This is a genomic window from Altericroceibacterium indicum (assembly GCF_009828105.1).
Lineage (GTDB): Bacteria > Pseudomonadota > Alphaproteobacteria > Sphingomonadales > Sphingomonadaceae > Altericroceibacterium > Altericroceibacterium indicum.
Genome location: NZ_WTYQ01000002.1, coordinates 374,668 through 391,991, shown reverse-complemented (window position 1 = coordinate 391,991; position 17,324 = coordinate 374,668). Strand labels below are relative to the sequence as shown.

17 protein-coding genes are annotated in these 17,324 nt (G+C 56.5%); 9 read left to right on the top strand and 8 right to left on the bottom strand.

Going from position 1 to position 17,324, the window contains the following annotated elements; genetic code table 11:
* Positions 1–8: 8 nt before the first annotated feature.
* The 5 genes from GRI39_RS06715 (at position 9) to GRI39_RS06695 (ending at position 6,031) form a co-directional block, all read left to right on the top strand.
* The gene (locus GRI39_RS06715; RefSeq protein WP_160738930.1) at positions 9–836 is read left to right on the top strand and encodes a hypothetical protein; all 828 of its coding nucleotides are present in this window, start codon (positions 9–11) and stop codon (positions 834–836) included.
* A gap of 271 nt (positions 837–1,107) precedes the next feature.
* Positions 1,108–3,687, top strand: coding sequence for an ATP-dependent chaperone ClpB (gene clpB, locus GRI39_RS06710; protein ID WP_160738929.1), 2,580 nt, complete (start codon positions 1,108–1,110; stop codon positions 3,685–3,687).
* Positions 3,688–3,755: 68 nt separating this feature from the next.
* Entirely contained in the window at positions 3,756–4,538 is a 783-nt protein-coding gene (locus GRI39_RS06705; RefSeq protein WP_160738928.1) for an SDR family NAD(P)-dependent oxidoreductase, read from the top strand.
* Between the two features lie 62 nt (positions 4,539–4,600).
* Positions 4,601–5,476: an S-methyl-5'-thioadenosine phosphorylase gene (gene mtnP / locus GRI39_RS06700; protein WP_343033315.1), complete on the top strand. Its 876-nt coding sequence runs from the start codon at positions 4,601–4,603 to the stop codon at positions 5,474–5,476.
* Positions 5,477–5,551: 75 nt separating this feature from the next.
* Entirely contained in the window at positions 5,552–6,031 is a 480-nt protein-coding gene (locus GRI39_RS06695) for a MarR family winged helix-turn-helix transcriptional regulator (RefSeq protein ID WP_160738927.1), read from the top strand.
* Between the two features lie 35 nt (positions 6,032–6,066).
* Here GRI39_RS06695 and GRI39_RS06690 read toward each other — a convergent pair whose 3' ends face one another.
* The 7 genes from GRI39_RS06690 to GRI39_RS06660 form a co-directional block, all read right to left on the bottom strand.
* Positions 6,067–7,074 (bottom strand): type II secretion system F family protein, encoded by a 1,008-nt coding sequence (locus GRI39_RS06690; protein WP_160738926.1) that lies wholly within the window; start codon positions 7,072–7,074, stop codon positions 6,067–6,069.
* A 19-nt stretch (positions 7,075–7,093) separates the two neighbouring features.
* Positions 7,094–8,065: a type II secretion system F family protein gene (locus GRI39_RS06685; protein WP_160738925.1), complete on the bottom strand. Its 972-nt coding sequence runs from the start codon at positions 8,063–8,065 to the stop codon at positions 7,094–7,096.
* 2 nt (positions 8,066–8,067) lie between these two features.
* Entirely contained in the window at positions 8,068–9,345 is a 1,278-nt protein-coding gene (locus GRI39_RS06680) for a pilus assembly protein CpaE (RefSeq protein WP_160738924.1), read from the bottom strand.
* Positions 9,346–9,348: 3 nt separating this feature from the next.
* Positions 9,349–10,035 carry a CpaD family pilus assembly protein gene (locus tag GRI39_RS06675; protein WP_246204937.1) on the bottom strand — a complete coding sequence of 229 codons (687 nt, stop codon included), beginning with the start codon at positions 10,033–10,035 and terminating at the stop codon, positions 9,349–9,351.
* Between the two features lie 14 nt (positions 10,036–10,049).
* Complete coding sequence (locus GRI39_RS06670) at positions 10,050–11,594, bottom strand: type II and III secretion system protein family protein (protein WP_160738923.1); 1,545 nt, start codon at positions 11,592–11,594, stop codon at positions 10,050–10,052.
* A gap of 5 nt (positions 11,595–11,599) precedes the next feature.
* Positions 11,600–12,625, bottom strand: a complete 1,026-nt coding sequence (cpaB, locus tag GRI39_RS06665; RefSeq protein WP_160738922.1) for a Flp pilus assembly protein CpaB — start codon at positions 12,623–12,625, stop codon at positions 11,600–11,602.
* Positions 12,626–12,802: 177 nt separating this feature from the next.
* Complete coding sequence (locus GRI39_RS06660) at positions 12,803–13,174, bottom strand: hypothetical protein (RefSeq protein ID WP_160738921.1); 372 nt, start codon at positions 13,172–13,174, stop codon at positions 12,803–12,805.
* 68 nt (positions 13,175–13,242) lie between these two features.
* On the opposite strand from GRI39_RS06660, the gene GRI39_RS06655 reads away from it, so the two are divergent.
* Together GRI39_RS06655 and GRI39_RS06650 are read left to right on the top strand one after the other, a co-directional pair.
* Positions 13,243–14,000, top strand: a protein-coding gene (locus GRI39_RS06655) for an IS5 family transposase (protein ID WP_160738920.1) whose coding sequence is annotated in 2 segments (ribosomal slippage) — positions 13,243–13,582 and positions 13,582–14,000 — 759 coding nt in all. Because the reading frame shifts where the segments join, the coding sequence is not laid out codon by codon here.
* Positions 14,001–14,024: 24 nt separating this feature from the next.
* Positions 14,025–14,276, top strand: coding sequence for a hypothetical protein (locus GRI39_RS06650; RefSeq protein ID WP_160738919.1), 252 nt, complete (start codon positions 14,025–14,027; stop codon positions 14,274–14,276).
* Positions 14,277–14,673: 397 nt separating this feature from the next.
* Here GRI39_RS06650 and GRI39_RS06645 read toward each other — a convergent pair whose 3' ends face one another.
* Positions 14,674–15,150 carry an A24 family peptidase gene (locus GRI39_RS06645; RefSeq protein WP_160738918.1) on the bottom strand — a complete coding sequence of 159 codons (477 nt, stop codon included), beginning with the start codon at positions 15,148–15,150 and terminating at the stop codon, positions 14,674–14,676.
* A 102-nt stretch (positions 15,151–15,252) separates the two neighbouring features.
* On the opposite strand from GRI39_RS06645, the gene GRI39_RS06640 reads away from it, so the two are divergent.
* Together GRI39_RS06640 and GRI39_RS06635 are read left to right on the top strand one after the other, a co-directional pair.
* Positions 15,253–16,218: an alpha/beta fold hydrolase gene (locus tag GRI39_RS06640; RefSeq protein ID WP_160738917.1), complete on the top strand. Its 966-nt coding sequence runs from the start codon at positions 15,253–15,255 to the stop codon at positions 16,216–16,218.
* Positions 16,215–17,312 (top strand): NAD(P)/FAD-dependent oxidoreductase, encoded by a 1,098-nt coding sequence (locus GRI39_RS06635; protein ID WP_160738916.1) that lies wholly within the window; start codon positions 16,215–16,217, stop codon positions 17,310–17,312. The genes GRI39_RS06640 and GRI39_RS06635 overlap by 4 nt, the downstream gene beginning before the upstream one ends.
* Positions 17,313–17,324: the final 12 nt, after the last annotated feature.

Here is a 17,324-nt window from a genome sequence, read left to right as displayed (position 1 = left end):
GAGACCTCATGCCGCAAAATAATTCCCGTACGTTTGCTTTTGCTCTGTTAGCTGGATCGCTGCTGGCGCTTCCGGCACCCGCTTTTGCGCAATGGGGTAACCTGCTTGGCACGGTGAAGAAACGTGTGGAGAAGGAAGTCGAGCGGACGGTTCGCGGTGAAGAAGGCGCTCCGGCTGAACAGATGGATCAGGATCAGCCCGCTTCATCCAGATTGCAGATCAATGAGGGTTTCGATTTTACGCCTGGCACCACTACGCTGGTTCAGGATGATTTCGCTGATGTGAAAATCGGTGCGATGCCAGCGGAGTGGAAAACCAACGGTTCTGGCTCGGTTGTCAGCGTCAATGGGTTGCCCGGCAAATGGCTGTCGTTGCAGAAGTTTGCCACCTATAAGCTGGAAACCCCGCCCCAATTGCCGGCGAATTTCACCATCGAATTCGATATTGTGGTGGCGGCGGATCAAACGCGTGACCTTAGCGGAATGCCCTTTGGGTTTACCGCGAATAACAGCGTCCGTTCCTATGTGCAGGATGCCTATAATGATGCGGGTCTGGCTGTGGTGAATACCAATTATAGCGGCAACACTACCGTTTCCAGTAGCGTGACGGATTATTTCCACTCGCTGAGTTTTAACTATTCCTCCTACGCTAATCGGGTGATGCATGTCTCCATTGCGGTAAAAGGAGATCAGATGCAGGTCTATTTTGATCGCACGAAGATCGCCGATGCGAGATTGTTCAATGACAATCCGGTCAAATATTTCTTCATCAGCGCACCCATCAATATGAACCACGGTGCGAATGTCCTTTTTGGAAATTTCCGCATCGCAAGCTGATTTTGGTGGGTTCATTCCAGCAAGCGCAAGTTTCCTTTCCGCCTCAGTCAGCACCGTGCATTTTGCCCGAAATTCGAATTCTGGGCATTGAGTAAGGAATATCCAAGAGGGGCAGGAATGGCTTCAGTCTGCGCTATTGGACAGTGTGACCTCTGCCTTCGATGTGCATCGCTGGGGTAATACAGAGGGCCTGGCAAAAGATTCGTGTCATCGGCACTTGTGTTGCTAAATCGCAACACTATCTGAATGCGGAAAGGAATAGGGATACACTATGAATCTCGAAAAATTCACTGATCGGGCCAAGGGCTTTCTCCAGGCCGCCCAGACCGTTGCTATTCGCATGAATCACCAGCGGATTACGCCGGAGCATGTGCTGAAGGCTTTGCTGGAAGATAATGAAGGCATGGCGGCCGGTTTGATTCAGCGTGCGGGCGGCAATGCGAAATTTGCCAGTGATGAGGTGGACGCGGCGCTGTCGAAAATCCCGGCTGTGTCGGGTGGTGGGGCGCAGGCTACGCCGGGGCTCGATAATGATGCTGTGCGTGTGCTCGATCAGGCTGAACAGGTTGCCACCAAATCAGGTGATAGTTTTGTAACGGTGGAGCGCCTTCTGCTCGCACTCACACTCGCCAAGACCACCAAGGCCGGGCAGGCGCTTGCTGCGGCCAATGTGACCCCTGAAGCGCTGAATAAGGCCATTGAAGAACTGCGTGGCGGCCGCACCGCGGATTCTGCCAGCGCAGAAAATGCCTATGACGCGATGAAGAAATACGCTCGCGATCTGACCGAAGCGGCACGTTCCGGCAAGCTTGATCCGGTGATTGGCCGTGACGAGGAAATCCGCCGAACAGTGCAGATTCTCGCCCGCCGAACCAAGAACAATCCTGTGCTGATTGGTGATCCCGGCGTGGGTAAAACAGCTATCGCGGAAGGGTTGGCGCTGCGCATTGCCAATGGCGATGTGCCCGATAGCCTCAAGGATCGCACGCTAATGGCGCTCGATATGGGGTCTCTCATTGCGGGTGCCAAATATCGCGGCGAATTCGAAGAGCGGCTGAAGGCTGTGCTTGATGAAGTGAAGGGCGCTGATGGCCACATCATCCTGTTCATCGATGAAATGCACACGCTGATCGGAGCGGGCGCTTCGGAAGGTTCGATGGATGCAGGCAATCTCCTGAAGCCAGCGCTGGCGCGGGGTGAACTCCATTGCATCGGGGCCACCACGCTCGACGAATATCAGAAATATGTTGAGAAAGACCCTGCATTGCAGCGGCGCTTCCAGCCTGTTTTCGTTGATGAACCGACAGTGGAAGACACGATTTCGATCCTGCGCGGGCTCAAGGAAAAGTATGAGCTGCATCACGGTGTGCGCATCACTGATGGTGCAATTGTGGCTGCGGCGCAGCTTTCCAACCGCTACATCACTAACCGGTTCTTGCCAGACAAAGCCATCGATTTGATGGATGAGGCGGCGAGCCGCATCCGGATGGAAGTGGAAAGCAAGCCAGAGGAAATCGAAAATCTTGATCGCCGGATTATCCAGCTCAAAATCGAAGAATCTGCGCTGACCAAGGAAAGCGACACGGCTTCCAAGGATCGCCTCACCCATTTGCGGGAAGAACTGGCTAATCTGGAGCAGCAATCGTCTGAATTGACGACCCGCTGGCAGAATGAGCGCGACAAGATCGCAGCAGAAGGCAAGATCAAGGAAGAACTGGATCACGCGCGGATTGAGCTGGAACAGGCTCAACGCAGCGGTGATCTCGCGAAGGCGGGTGAACTGTCTTACGGCAAGATTCCTCAGCTTGAGAAGTCTCTGGAAGCGGCACAAGCGCTCGCCAGCACGGCGATGCTGCGCGAAGAAGTGACTGATGAAGACATTGCCTCCATCGTCAGCCGGTGGACCGGTGTTCCGGTTGACCGAATGATGCAAGGGGAGCGGGATAAGCTCCTCAAGATGGAAGAAGTGATCGGCAAGCGGGTCATTGGGCAGTCGCAAGCGGTTGAGGCTGTGTCGCGCGCTGTGCGCCGTGCACGGGCCGGTTTGCAGGACCCGAACCGTCCATTGGGCAGCTTCCTGTTCCTCGGGCCTACGGGTGTCGGCAAGACGGAATTGACCAAGGCCTTGGCAGAATTCCTGTTCGATGATGATACGGCGATGGTGCGGATCGACATGAGTGAATTCATGGAGAAACACGCAGTTTCCCGCCTGATCGGTGCACCTCCAGGCTATGTTGGTTATGATGAAGGTGGTGTTTTAACCGAAGCGGTGCGCCGTCGTCCCTATCAGGTTATCCTGTTTGATGAGGTCGAGAAGGCGCATAGCGATGTCTTTAACGTGCTTCTTCAAGTGCTTGATGATGGCCGTTTGACTGATGGGCAAGGCCGTGTGGTGGATTTCTCCAACACGCTGATCATTCTGACGTCCAACCTTGGCAGCCAGTACCTTTCCAATCTGGAAGAGGGGCAGGACGTGGCCGATGTCGAACCGCAGGTCATGGAGGTTGTGCGTGGACATTTCCGGCCCGAATTCCTCAACCGGCTGGATGAGATTATTCTGTTCCATCGCCTTGGGCAGAGCGACATGGCACCGATTGTCGATATTCAGGTTGATAGGGTCCAGAAACTTCTGGCCGATCGCAAGATTGTGCTCGACCTCACTGATGCGGCGCGGCGCTGGCTGGGCCGGGTGGGCTATGACCCTGTCTATGGCGCAAGGCCGTTGAAGCGCGCGGTTCAACGATATTTGCAGGATCCTCTGGCAGACAAGTTACTGCGCGGAGACGTGCCGGATGGGTCAACTTTGCACATTGATGAAGGCGATGGTGAGCTGAACATCACTGTTGCTTGATTAAGTCCTCTTCCTCGCATAGCCGGATGGAAACACATGCCATTCGCTAAGCGAGGGAGAGGAAGAATATGAAAATTGATCAATCCATTGCGGCTATCGTGACCGGCGGCGCTTCGGGCTTGGGTGAAGCTTCAGCCCGGGCGCTGGCGGAAAAGGGCGCAAAAGTCGCCCTCTTTGACCTGAATGAAGAGCGTGGGACACAGATTGCCGCCGAGATTGACGGCACTTTTTGCAAGGTTGATGTTTCGGATGAAGCATCGGTTGATGCCGGTTTTGCCAAGGCGCGTCAGGCGCATGGGCAGGAGCGGATTCTGGTCAATTGCGCTGGCATCGGCACCATTGGCAAGACTGTGCGGCGGGACAAGGAAACAGGTGAAATCAGTCACTTGCCTGTTAGCTTGTTTCTCAAAACACTGCAGGTCAATCTGATGGGCACGTTCCAGTGCATCGCCAAATCTTCGGCGGGCATGATGACACTGGATGGGTTGGAAGATGGCGAGCGCGGGGCGATTGTCAGCACCGCTTCCGTGGCGGCGGTAGATGGCCAGATCGGGCAGGTGGCCTACTCTGCATCCAAGGGCGGTGTAGTGGGCATGACGCTGCCGATTGCGCGCGATTTGATGAGCGAAGGAATCCGCGTAAACACCATACTTCCGGGGATTTTTGCCACACCTTTGATGGCTGGGTTACCCGAAAAAGCGCAGGTTTCACTGGCCGCTTCGGTGCCGTTCCCCAAACGTTTGGGCAAGCCGGAGGAATATGCCAATCTGGTTTTGACCATGGTGGAAAATGGCTATTTCAACGGCGAATGTGTGCGATTGGATGGCGCAATTCGGATGCCGCCACGCTAAGGCAGAATAGGGCCTGAAAGGCACTGAAAAGAACCTACAAGAACCGAAAGGGTGTTTAAGTGGTGGAGAATGGTTGGCATATCGGGGTGATCGGTGGCTCAGGACTCTATGCCCCCGGCAGTCTGGATGACGCGCAATCCATATCTGTCCAAAGCGCCTTTGGCACACCTTCCGGCCCGGTCACCACCGGCACGCTGGAAGGGGTGCGCTTCACTTTTCTGGCGCGCCATGGTGAAGGGCATCGCTTGCCTCCTGGAGCGATCAATTATCGCGCCAATGTCGATGTGTTGAAGCGTTGCGGGGTGACGGACCTTGTGGCGCTGTCCGCCATCGGTTCCTTGCGCGAAAATATGGCGCCCGGCGAATTTGTCGCGGTGGACCAGTTGATCGACCGTACTGTTCAGCGCGAACGTAGTTTCTTTGGGGAGGGGATGGTCGCCCATGTCAGCCTTGCTGACCCTACTTGCCCGCAATTGTCAGCTCATTTGGCCAGTGCTGCGGAAGGAGCCGGTGCGAGCGTCCATCGTGGCGGTTGCTATGTGGCGATTGAAGGTCCGCAATTTTCCACCCGTGCGGAAAGCCATATGTACCGCCAGTGGGGTGCCGATGTCATCGGGATGACGGCCATGCCCGAAGCGCGGCTCGCCCGTGAAGCGGAGCTGCCTTATGCGCTGCTGGGTATGGTGACCGATTATGATTGCTGGCGCGACAGTGGGGAAGCGGTTGACGTGGCGCAGGTCATGCAAGTCGCGCGGCAAAATGCGGAGACGGCGCGGGCCACTTTGCGCCATCTCGCCAGAGCTTTGCCGCCGATACGGCCAGCCAATCCGATTGATACTGTCCTTGACCATGCCATTATGACTGCGCGCAGCCATTGGGATGGAAAAATGGCTGCCCAGTTGGATGCTATTGCCGGTAGGCTTTTTCACGCAAGTTAAGTACGTTAAATATTGTTACGAATGAAATAATATTATCTTGCAATCATATGCTGCCTGTATCAGAGACGGCCTGCTATGATTGAATACAACCGCCTGTCCGATTTTCTGCCCTATCTGCTTTCGATCACGTCGAATGCTGTCAGCGCGCGCATTGCTGCTGAATATCATGACAAGGTGGATCTTAAAGTGCCCGAATGGCGGGTGATGGCGGTACTCGGTGATGCGGGAATGTTGACCCAGCGGGATCTCACCCGGCTGACCGTGATGGACAAGGTTGCCGTCAACCGCGCGTGCAAAGTGCTGGAAGACCGCGGGTTGGCCGTGCGCAAACCCAATGATGAGGATGGTCGGTCTCATTTGCTTGAACTGACGAAAAGCGGGCAGGCGATGCATGATGAGATTATGCCCATCGCGCAGGAAATGGAACGCCGCCTCTTCGCCAATTTCACGGATGAAGAATGTGAGACTTTCAAACATCTGCTGAATCGTGTTCGCAAGGAAGTGAAAGATCTCGACATGAACGGCCTGTTCGGCGGCAATTTCGGGGTCCGTTAAGCACTGCTTTTCAGCTATGGTAAGGCGGGTGGTGCTCACCCACCCATGGCACCACCTTCGCTGAACGCCTGGCTGATTGAACAGGCTGCCGGCCCTAGAATAATCACGAAGAGCACCGGCAGAATAAACATGATGAGCGGCACCGTCATAATGGCTGGCAAACGCGCTGCTTTTTCTTCCGCCCGCATCATGCGCTCATTACGAAATTCGGCAGAGAGCACGCGCAAGGCAGAGGCGAGGGGAGTGCCGAAGCGTTCGGTTTGCACCATGGTGGTGACTACCCCGCGAATAGCTTCCAGATCGACGCGGTAAGCCAGATTTTCAAACGCCTGTCGCCTTTCGGTGAGAAAGGATAGTTCGATCGAAGTGAGGGCAAATTCATCGCCCAGTTCAGGATAGGCCCGCCCTAATTCGCGGGCCACACGGCTGAAGGCGGCGTCCACTGTCAGGCCGGCCTCAGCGCAAATCACCAGCAAATCCAGCGCATCGGGAAGCCCCCTGCGGATGAGATTGGTGCGTTTGGTGATCTTGTTCTTAAGGAAGATATCCGGCCCTTTATATGATCCGATCAGGAAGACGGCAAAGGCGATAAAGCGCTTGAAGGCACCCCATTCCGGGAAAATCTCCACCCAATAGAGTAGCGCTGCCGTCGTCAGACCCACTGTAAGCGGCAGCATCATCCGGGCGAAAATCACCGCTACAGCCCATTCCTTATTGCGATAACCGGCATGGGCGAGCTTCTGCTGGACTTCAGCCAATTGGCTATCTTGCAAGACCTTGAGCTTTTCCAGCCAGCTTTTCAGCTTTTCCGTGGTGTCATTGCGGCGGACAACGCGGCGGCGCTTGGAGGTTACGGCGACGATGCCGGCCTTCAATTCTTCCCGTCTTGCGTTCAGTGCTTTGACACGGCCAGCCATTGGATCGCGAACCGTCACGGCAGCATAGATGGCCAGCAAGACCGCGCCTGCCGCAATCCCGGCAAGGATCGTGCCGACAAGGACGACATCAAAGCCCAACAGGGTGGGGGTAGCTTCGGCATTCATGACGTAACCCTCCCCTGATTCAAATTTCGAAACTGACCATTTTGGCCATGATAAAGGCACCGATGGCCATCCAGATCATCGCGCCAAGCCCGGTGACGATCAGCGGATCATCCGTGAAAAAACCGCCGACATAATTGGGATTCACAAACCAGATCATGATGAAGACGAAGAAGGGCAGCGATCCGACGATATAGGCTGATGCCTTGGATTCTGAACTCATGGCGCGAATCTTCAGCTTCATCTGGGCGCGTTTGCGCAAAACATCACTGAGATTGGCCAGCGTTTCACCAAGATTGCCACCCGTTTCGCGTTGAATCGCAAGGGTGATGACGAAGAATTGCAGCTCCGGCAGGGCGAGCTTGTTTGCCGTTTCCTGCAATGCTTCTTCCATCGTGCGGCCGATTTTCATTTTTTCCGTAACCGTCCGAAACTCTTCGCCCACGGGGCCGGGAATTTCGGAGGAAATCACCATCAGCGTTTCAGCCACCGGCAGGCCGGCACGAAGCCCGCGCACGATGAGATCAATCGCATCGGGGAACTTCACGATGAAATTATCGAGCCGTTTGTTGATCAGGCGGTTCACCACCATATGTGGAATCCCTGCGCCAAACAGGATGCCGAGCAAGAGCGAGAGGAAAAGCGCACCGGTTTGCAAATAGGCCAGCAAGGCGACCACCAGCGCGATCCCGCCCGATACATAGGCATATTGGTTCAGCGTCCAGTCTTTGCCGGCGCGTTTCAGGCGCAATTGCAGAGCTTTGGCGCGTGAATTGGCGGAACTGCCGCCTTTCACCTTGGCACGGCGTGATGCGATGGCTTTTTTGAATTGCGATTCAACCCGGTCAACCGTGCTTTCAGAATAGCGGGCACGCAGGCTTTCCAAACGGCGCTGGCTTTCCTTGGCAGGGGAAGGGCCACCTGCCAGCAGATAGACCAACACCACCAGCAGCGTGAGGCCAAAGCCAAACAGAAGAAGCGGCAACAAGCCCATAGTCAGCGGCGCACCTTGGCAGGCTTGCTGTTATCCGGTTTTTTCGACAGCCAGCTTTTGAGATCGAATTTACCGAGCAGGGATGTGTCTGCGCTCTCCTCCGGCGTGATTTCCTCTCCATCGGCCAAAGCAGCAATGGCCTTCGCCAGCTCATGGATAGGTGTGATGTTTTTATTGCCGGAATTGGCTTCGAGCAGTGTCTGGCCCAATTTGGCCGCCGTGGTTGCTGCCTTGTAATCATAGGGCACGAGATAGTTGATCGTATGCTCGATTGAACTTTGGAAATCACTCTGGCTGATTTCGCCCCCGGCGCTCTGAACCTTGTTGGCCACGATCAGAATCTGGGCTTCCGGCGCATTGCTTTTCAGCCAGGACAGCAGGCGGATTGTGTCCCGTGCGGAGGCAAGGGTCATTTCCACCACCAGCACCACCACATCCACTTTGGCCAGCAATTGCGGGAAGTTTACCAGAATGCTGCGCGGCATATCGATGACCATGATGTCGAAGGCGTCGCGAAATTCATCCTGAAGTTGAACAAATGCGGTGCCATCGGTCAGCAGGGGTTTGCTGAGGGAACATTCAGCTGACATGATAGCGAGCTGGTCTGTCGCATAGGTGGAAGCGCGTTCAAGAAACAGGCTGTCAATCCGGCTGGGATCATCAATCGCATCGGCAAGGCCGCGTCCCGGTTCCAGATCGAGCGCCAGCGCATCCGTTCCAAAATGCACATCAAGGTCGAGCAGGCCTGTGGATTTGGCGTGGGTAGAGCTGAAGTCCCATGCCAGCGATGTGGCCAGCGATGACGCACCAACGCCGCCGCGTGTTCCGATGACGGCGGTGCAAATGTGCGGGCTGGCTGCTTCACCGGGTACTACGCGCGGTGTGGTGAAAATCGCCAGTGCCTGTTTCAGTGCATCGCTGACTTGCGCGGGCTGAAGGGGTTTCAGCAGATAATCATGAATGCCGCTTGCCAGAAGATCACGATAGAGGCGCACATCGTTGATCTGCCCTATTGCAATCACCACTGTGCCCGGCTCGCACACTTCAGCCAGTGCGTTGATGTCGTTCAATGGATCTCCGCATTCGGAGAGATCGACCATCAGGATGGCCGGGCTGGACGCGATGGAAAGCGATTGCACGGCATTGCGCAATCCGCCTTTGGCGACCTTCTCAGCGGCCCAGCCCATTTCCAGCGCGATGGGTCGAATGGTGTCAATGCTGACTTCGTCACACATAAAGGCGGCAAAAGGATCACGATTGGCAGGCAGGCCGTTTTTCATAGCTCAATTGTCCTCTGTGGTGCTGGTGGCCTTCGCGCCTTTGAGGAAGTTGAGATCCTTGGTCACATCAACGGCGGTGGTGGGCTGTGTGCGATAGGCCTCAATAGCCTTGTTGGAGGTCATGATCTGTGTGCTGCCAGTATCACTTGCGCCGCGCACAAGGTCTTCCGGGTCAGCTACCATTGCAGCCAGATTGGCATTGGTGGCGCAGCCGAAATTATTCGCCGTTTCATTGCCGAAATGAGTGCTGTAGCTTTCCTGCCAATCGGGGCAACCGGGCACTGATGCGGTGGAGCGGGCGAGCGTGACCCGCACAAGTCCCGGTTCAACGGGCTGGAGGTCGGCTGGTGAAGGGGGGCTAAGCTGCAGGCCATAGCGCGCCGCCAATTGCGCAACATCGCTTGCAACCCTGCCGCCGCCGGCCGGGTCTGTTACTGAAATACGGTCGCCATAACCCAATTCCATTGCTGCAAACCATCCAGCAAGCCGCTGCTGTTCCTGCTCTGGGAGGCCGTTGCCATTACGACGCAAATCTATGGCATAGTTGGCGCGCTGCACCACCGGTTGTTTGACCGAATAGAGCGAACGGTTCTCTTGCGCAGTGCCGCAGGCGGCAAGCGCAAGCCCCAGAGCAAGGGGGAGTGCGGCGCTGCACAGGCGGGTCATAGAGCGATTGGCAGGATGGGGCATCCAGATGACCTTTCTCAATTGAAATCAAAGCCGGGCTTGGCGGCTTCTGAAGAAGAGGAGTCTTGCTGGCGATTGCGCGCCTCTGGCTGGATTTCACCAAAGGCGGGGCGCTGATCTTGTGAGGGGGCAAGCCTTGGCTTGGGCCGGCTTTCTCCGGGCGTGCCATCGGATTCCTGCCCGAGGAAGAACTGCTGCCCGGTGGTGGGTGCTTTGAAGCCATCTGTCGGCAGCACAATGTCATTCGCATTCACCGGCTTCACCAGATAGGGCGTGACCACGATCACCAGTTCGGTCTGGCCTTTTTGAAACTCGCTCGATTTGAACAGGTTGCCGAGGATCGGCAGATCACCGAGCAGGGGGGCTTTGTTGATGGAATTCTGCGCGCTGTTGGACAGCAGGCCAGCAATCATGAAGCTCTGGCCGGAACCAAGCTCTACCGTGGTTTCAGCCCGGCGCACGGTGAGAGCGGGAATCTGGAATCCTTCAATGTTCACGGCCCCTTCGCTGGTCAGTTCGGACACTTCGGGCCGCACGCGCATCGAAATCCGCCCATTGCTCAGTACCGTGGGCGCATAGCTGAGGCTGACACCATATTTGCGATATTGAATCGAAATACCGTTATTATTGCCGTTACTGATGGGGATGGGATATTCACCACCCGCCAGAAATTCCGCCGCTTCGCCCGACAAAGCGGTGAGGTTGGGTTGAGAGAGTGTTGTTACCAGACCGTTCTGTTCGGCAAGGTCCAGCGCGCTCGAAATATCAAGCCCGAGGAATTTGCCAAAGCCACCCAGCGTGGTGCCATTGCTGATTCCGCTGACAGAACCGCTGGCACTGCTGGAGATCGCACCATTGCGACCTTGGGAAATGCCAAATTTGAATCCACCAGTCGTATCGGTGGTTTGCAGATTTGCCCCCAAAGCGCGTACCAGCGTGCGGTTCACTTCGGCAAAACGAACCTGAAGATTGACCTGCAACGGCGTGGCAGTGCGCAGGCGGGAGACCACATTCATGCCGTCCCCCAAGAAAGCCTTTGCCAGCCGCTCGGCCTCGGCAGCATCTTCGGGTTGCGCGACCGTGCCGGTGAGCAGAACCATATTGTTGCCCATCGTGGCGACAGATATCTGCGCATCGGGCATCGCCAGTGTCATCATCTGGTCAATGCTCTGGATATTATTGCCCACGCGAATATTGGCCGACCAGATGATGTCACCAGCAGCATTGGAGGCATAAAGCGTGGTTTCACCGCCCGATTTGCCGAAAACATAGAGCTGCCGGGCCGATTTCACCTTCACATCGGCAATCGCATCATTGGCGATGAACACATCCGCCATAGAACCTGGCACATTAACCAATTGCCCGCGCCCGATGGATAGTGTGACATCCTGTGATGGAGAGCTGGCAGACTGCGCATCCACCTGCGTTGCGGGCAATCCTGCCACACCGAATATGGCGCAACCGGCGGCCAGACAGGCCTTGAGGACCAAGCGTTTCGCAGGAGTACTTCCTGATTTTTGCGGGGTTGGTTGAGGGCTTGCAAAGAGATGCTGAGCTTTCATGATGATCACTTCCCGACCGGAACGGCAACAGTGTCATTCCCACGCGAAACCCGCACAACCGGGCCATTTCGGGCAGGCGCAGAGGTGCTGTTTGCAGCTGTTGCCATATTGGGCATAACCATAGCGGGCTGGCTCTGCTGGTTAGTGTTGGTTTGGGGTGGCATGGAACGGCGCTGGAAGCGGGACACATCGCCGCCCGTCACATAGGTGCTGCGGCTATCTTGCGGACGGGACAGCGCGGTTTTGAGAATTTTTTCCTCTTCATCCGGCGTTGCATCGGCGGGCAATTCAATGTCGCCCGAAGCAATGGCTTCTTCCAGTTCTGATTGATTATCCGCAATGGAGCGCAAGGACAGGCTGAGCGTGCCCATGGTTTGCGCCACGGCCACCTTCTCAGCGATGCGCGGAGTGACCTCCAGCGTCACATTGCTGAAACCCGGCACAGCGGTTTTGCCATCTTCGGTTTTGGCCGGGGCAGTGGTGCGGTCGGTTGCCAGAACACGCAGATTCCGCAGCACGGTTTCTGCGGTATTGAGCGGCTGGCCTTCGGTGCCGGAAATCGTCTGAGTGAGCACAAGGTCCACCCGGTCTCCGGGAAATACGAAACCCGCCACACCAGTATTTTCGGAGACGGGAACGGTGACGGCGCGCATCCCTGGACCAAGCGCGGCAGCAAGGAAACCGCGATCACCGGGGGCGACCAATGCCCCTTTGGTGACAGGTTCACCTGCCGTTATAGCAAAGCGAACCACCGTTCCCAACAGGTCGGACATATCGGCAGAGCCCTGAAGAAAATACGCATCTTTCACCAGGCCTTTGGGCCAGGCCTGAAAGCCTATCGCGTCAGCCGTGATGATGGTGCCTACCGGCAATGCCTTGTTGGCTACCAGCACTTTAGGGCCGACAGGAACTTCCTGCGCAGCCGATGCTGTTGGAGCCGAAGCGCCAGTAAACATGCTCCTTGCTGCAAGGGCCGTCGCAATCGCAACGATCAATGCCCCAACGAGCAGAATGAGCTTTCTTCTATCCATGGTGCTGGGCACCCCCTTGCGAACCCTTTGATCTATAAGGGGGACCCTAGATGGTTAATGGTTAAAAACTCGTTCCATCTGTTTATATGCTTAGGGGCGCGGGGGGTGGGGGCTGGTGCCTTGGGCTGAGCTGATCGCGATAGGCATTGGCCAAGGACAAGGGGTGTGGTTACATCGCTACGCTGTCATCGATGGCCCATTTTTCCAAAATTGTGCCAGAGAACGTGCAAGGCCTAACCACTCTTCCGCCAAACTTCGCCCCGCCTTTCCCGAAGGGAAGCGGTCTCTTCCGTCGTCGTCTTCATATGGATATCGCCCTCGGGCAATTTCATACTTCGCTTTCTGCCGATCTTTAATGGACTCAAGAAGTTCTGAATGATGCGGCGATAAGTGGTCGTTCAATGCTGCAAAGTCGATTTTAGGAAGTTTCTGTAATTGAGCATGATGGCCATTATAGGCATGTTTATAGGTTTCGAAGTCTGGGCCAGATTCATCCCTTACGGGCGGATGGGTAACAATTACGTGCATTGACTTAGGGTCAAAACCCAATCAGCCTCTTGAAAATGCGCATGTAGGTTGATTCAAGGAGGTTCCAAACTGGATGGAGGCTCCCCTCGATGTCGCGCTCGTTGTTCTGGTTATCGGATGCTGCTTGGCAGGCGATCGAACCTCACTTGCCAAAGAACCAGCCTGGAGCCCGGCGCGTCGATGATCGCCGGGTAATTTCGGGCATTCTGCATGTCCTGAAGTCCGGCTGCCGATGGTGCGACTGTCCTGCGGACTACGGGCCGTCCACGACGATCTACAACCGTTTCAATCGCTGGTCACGGCGGGGCTTCTGGACGAAATTGCTCGATGCCTTGGCCGAGGCGGGTGCGGTCACGAAGAGCACCGCGATCGATAGCACCTACATCAAAGCCCAGCGCTCGGCGTTTGGCGGAAAAGGGGGCGCCAGACGCAGGCCATCGGCCGTTCTCGCGGTGGCTGGACAACCAAGGTCCACGCCCTGACCGACGTGCTGGGCCGACCCTATGCCCTCATGCTGACCCCCGGCAATGTCAGCGACGTGAAGGCTGCGCCGGCGCTGCTCGAACGCGCGGGCCGTATGCGCTACCTGCTTGGCGACAAAGGCTACGATGCCAATAGCTTGCGCAAGACCCTGCGCGAGAACGGCACCAGTCCTGTCATCCCCGGTAGGCGCAATCGCAAGCGCACCATTCGCTATGATCAGCAGCGTTACCGAGGGCGCCACCTCATCGAGAACGCCTTCTGTCGCATGAAGGACTTCCGCCGGATCGCCACTCGCTACGACAAGCTCGCCGCCAACTTCCTGTCCGCCGTGGCGCTGGCTACTGCCGTCGCGTTCTGGTTATGATGGAATTAGAGAAAAGCGCAGTTCATGAACGACGACCAAAACACATCTAGCCCATACCTGCCACCCGGCACGGCGGTCCGTTACGACGGCCTTGAGGAGGGTGGCCCCGAGTATGGGACCATCGTCCACTGCTGGTTCGACGACGAGATCGGCGCTCACGACTGCTATGTCGCCTTCTTCGGCGACAAGCAGCCGATGGGGAAGCCAATCGAGAAACCCTATATCCTGCGTTACGCGTCCACATCGCTGACCGTCATCGAGACAGCCGCTGATTGAGTCCGAACCCTAAGTATCAGTTCTGTTGCTATAAAACTAAGATGATGCACTACAAACCAGTCTGGAACGGAGAGCCAATGCGCCGATTTCTCGTCCTGTTGCTTGTAAACCATTTCGGCTGCTTCAAGATAAGCCTTCGCCGCATTAAAAACCGGGTTTAGCTCCTCACCTCTGCTCATCTTATAGGTTTGCAATTCATCATTTGTGATTGACAAAACCTGTCTCCAACAACGGCAATCAGTTGCTTTTTCAGTCGCGTTACACACTATTGTCAAATTTAATGAATTTGGGAAGAGTGCCTTTCCGGTCAACAACAGTTGCATTACTGCCGTTCGATCAGCCTTCCCGCGCATTTAAAAAGCGGCCATGGAATGCTCTTGGCTTCCACCAACGCCGCCTAAGGCAAGCTATTCGGCAGATAGTTACCTGCGATGATCCACAGGCCTGCAATGGCTATGGCGATTCCATAGGGAATGGCGATCTTGTCTTTGCGTTTGCGCATCAGGTGCCAGGCGGCGAAGATAATGGTTAGCAGGCCACCCAACAGGGCCATCATCACCACCAGTTTCCAGAACAGTGCGGGCTTGATCCATAGGGCCAGCGCGGTCAGCAGTTTGACATCGCCTCCACCCATGGCGCGCAAGGCGAAAAGGCCTGCCAGAATCGCGAAGGTGAGGAGGGCCAGGCCAAGCTGGATGGCGATGTCTGGCCACAAAGGCATGGCGCTGGCGATCCAGAAAGCAGGCGCGCCAATGGCGATTGATGCGGTGAGCCAATTGGCGATTTTGCGCGCATAAAGATCGGTGATTGCAGCAATGATGAGCGCTATGCTCAAAGCGATCAGCAGGCCATAGGTGATTACATCAGGTGTCATTTTAGGCCTCTAGTGCTTTGCGGTGATGTTCGTCAGTAAAGAGCATCGCTTACCAAACAGTAACCATGGCAGGAGGGCGCCATTCGCTCTGAAGTTCCGCCTTTGATACGGCAAGATAATGGGTTCGACCGTCGCTCTATTCCGGCAGAAGCGGTGGAGAGCGTGTGGCACGCGAGCGACGGCCATGCGATTCGCCGGATTGACTGGCCCTGTTCCCCTGGTGTTTCGGATCAGGCCCGTGGCTCCATCCTGTTTATGCCGGGGCGGGGCGATGCTTATGAGAAATATCTCGAAACACTGGACCATTGGGCCGGGCAGGGCTGGCAGGTCAGCGCGGCGGATTGGCGCGGGCAGGCAGGCTCCGGGCGGTTGGGGGCAGATGCCGTCACCGGCCATGCGGAAGATTTCACCCATTGGGTCAATGATCTCGCTGAATTGTGGGACGAATGGGTGCAGCAAACACCGGGGCCGCATGTGCTGGCCGGGCATTCCATGGGCGGGCACCTCACATTGCGCGCCGTGGCCGATGGCGTGGTGAAACCCGATGCGCTGATTCTGTCGGCCCCCATGCTGGGTGTCTTCCCGCAATTTATACCGAGCGTGGTGATGCATGGCGCGGCGTGGGTGATGACCCTGCTGGGCGATTCGCGCAGACCGGCATGGAAATGGAGCGAAAAACCTGGCGAATTGCCATCCGGGCGCGAAGCTTTGCTCACCCATGATATCGATCGCTATAATGATGAAGCATGGTGGCGCGCACAAAGGCCCGAACTGGTGATGGGGCCGGGAAGCTGGGGGTGGGTCCGCAGTGCCTTGCGCTCCATTCGCCGGCTGGAAGGTAAAGGCGTGCTGGAAGCCATTCAAATCCCTGTCTTTATTCTGGCAACGCGGGAAGACAAACTGGTCAGCTATGCCGCGATCCGCCGCGCGATAAAGCGTTTGCCCAATGTCGTTCCACTGATCTTTGGGGCCGAAGCGGCGCATGAAATCTTGCGAGAAAGTGACCCGGTTCGCAATCGCGCCCTTGAAGCGATCGACGATTTCCTCGATCTGCTGCCAGCATCATGAGTGAACATTTCAGGATTGCCATCATTGGCGCTGGCATGGCTGGTGCCAGCCTCGCTGCCGAAACCTCCGTAAAAGACAGCGTTGTGCTGCTGGAGGCAGAGGACAGGCCGGGCTATCACGCCACGGGCCGTTCTGCCGCTTTCTGGACCGAAAGCTACGGCGGGCCGCTGATTCAGCCACTTACCAGCGCATCGGGTAGCTTCTTACGCGATGGAGGATTTCTGAAGGATCGCGGCGGTCTGACCATGGCCAGGAGCGATCAGGAAGAAGCGCTGGAAGAGTTCGTGCATGAATTCTCCACCGCCGGGGTCCAGATCGAATGGCTGACCCGCGCGCAGATGGAAAAGCTGGTTCCGGGGCTGAAGAGTCAGTGGAAATATGCCGCCTATGAACGCGATTGCAGCGATATTGATGTCGGCGCGCTGCATCAGCATTATCTGAAACAGGCCAAGGAACAGGGCACGGAGCTGCACTGTCAGTCGCAAGTTTCATCGATTACGCGGACGAGTCGCGGCTGGGCGCTGGAAACGCTTGGCGGTGAACGCTTCACTTGCGAAGTGCTGGTCAATGCCGCTGGGGCATGGGCCGATAAGGTGGCCGGGCTTGCTGGCATCACACCCATTGGCATCACACCTTTGCGCCGGACTATGGTTCAGTTGAGCGTCGATCCTGCGCCATCGCCTGATTTGCCACTGACCTTTGATCTGGATGGCTTGTTCTATTTCAAGCCGGAAAACGGCAGTCTGTGGCTCAGCCCGCACGATGAAACACCCAGCGAACCAACTGACGCGGCGGCTGAGGAAATGGATGTGGCCATCGCGATTGACCGGCTGGAACAGGCGGTGGACTGGACGGTTGAGCGGGTCGAACATCGCTGGGCAGGTCTGCGCAGCTTCACGAAGGATCGCTTGCCAGTGTACGGCTTTGACCCTGAAGATAGCGCCTTCTTCTGGTTCGCCGGGCAGGGTGGCTTCGGCATCCAGACAGCCCCTGCGGCGGCTCGGCTCGGTGGGCAATTGATCCAAGGCCGATCACGCGATCACATGACCCGGAATCTTGCCCCAGATCTCTATTCCCCGCAGCGGTTCCGCTGAAAAAACCATCCC

Coding starts and splice junctions, on each gene's coding strand:
- GRI39_RS06715 (WP_160738930.1), top strand. CDS start 9: ATGCCGCAAAATAATTCCCGTACGTTTGCTTTTGCTCTGTTAGCTGGA.
- clpB (WP_160738929.1), top strand. CDS start 1,108: ATGAATCTCGAAAAATTCACTGATCGGGCCAAGGGCTTTCTCCAGGCC.
- GRI39_RS06705 (WP_160738928.1), top strand. CDS start 3,756: ATGAAAATTGATCAATCCATTGCGGCTATCGTGACCGGCGGCGCTTCG.
- GRI39_RS06695 (WP_160738927.1), top strand. CDS start 5,552: ATGATTGAATACAACCGCCTGTCCGATTTTCTGCCCTATCTGCTTTCG.
- GRI39_RS06690 (WP_160738926.1), bottom strand. CDS start 7,074: ATGAATGCCGAAGCTACCCCCACCCTGTTGGGCTTTGATGTCGTCCTT.
- GRI39_RS06685 (WP_160738925.1), bottom strand. CDS start 8,065: ATGGGCTTGTTGCCGCTTCTTCTGTTTGGCTTTGGCCTCACGCTGCTG.
- GRI39_RS06680 (WP_160738924.1), bottom strand. CDS start 9,345: ATGAAAAACGGCCTGCCTGCCAATCGTGATCCTTTTGCCGCCTTTATG.
- GRI39_RS06675 (WP_246204937.1), bottom strand. CDS start 10,035: ATGCCCCATCCTGCCAATCGCTCTATGACCCGCCTGTGCAGCGCCGCA.
- GRI39_RS06670 (WP_160738923.1), bottom strand. CDS start 11,594: ATGAAAGCTCAGCATCTCTTTGCAAGCCCTCAACCAACCCCGCAAAAA.
- cpaB (WP_160738922.1), bottom strand. CDS start 12,625: ATGGATAGAAGAAAGCTCATTCTGCTCGTTGGGGCATTGATCGTTGCG.
- GRI39_RS06650 (WP_160738919.1), top strand. CDS start 14,025: ATGAACGACGACCAAAACACATCTAGCCCATACCTGCCACCCGGCACG.
- GRI39_RS06645 (WP_160738918.1), bottom strand. CDS start 15,150: ATGACACCTGATGTAATCACCTATGGCCTGCTGATCGCTTTGAGCATA.
- GRI39_RS06635 (WP_160738916.1), top strand. CDS start 16,215: ATGAGTGAACATTTCAGGATTGCCATCATTGGCGCTGGCATGGCTGGT.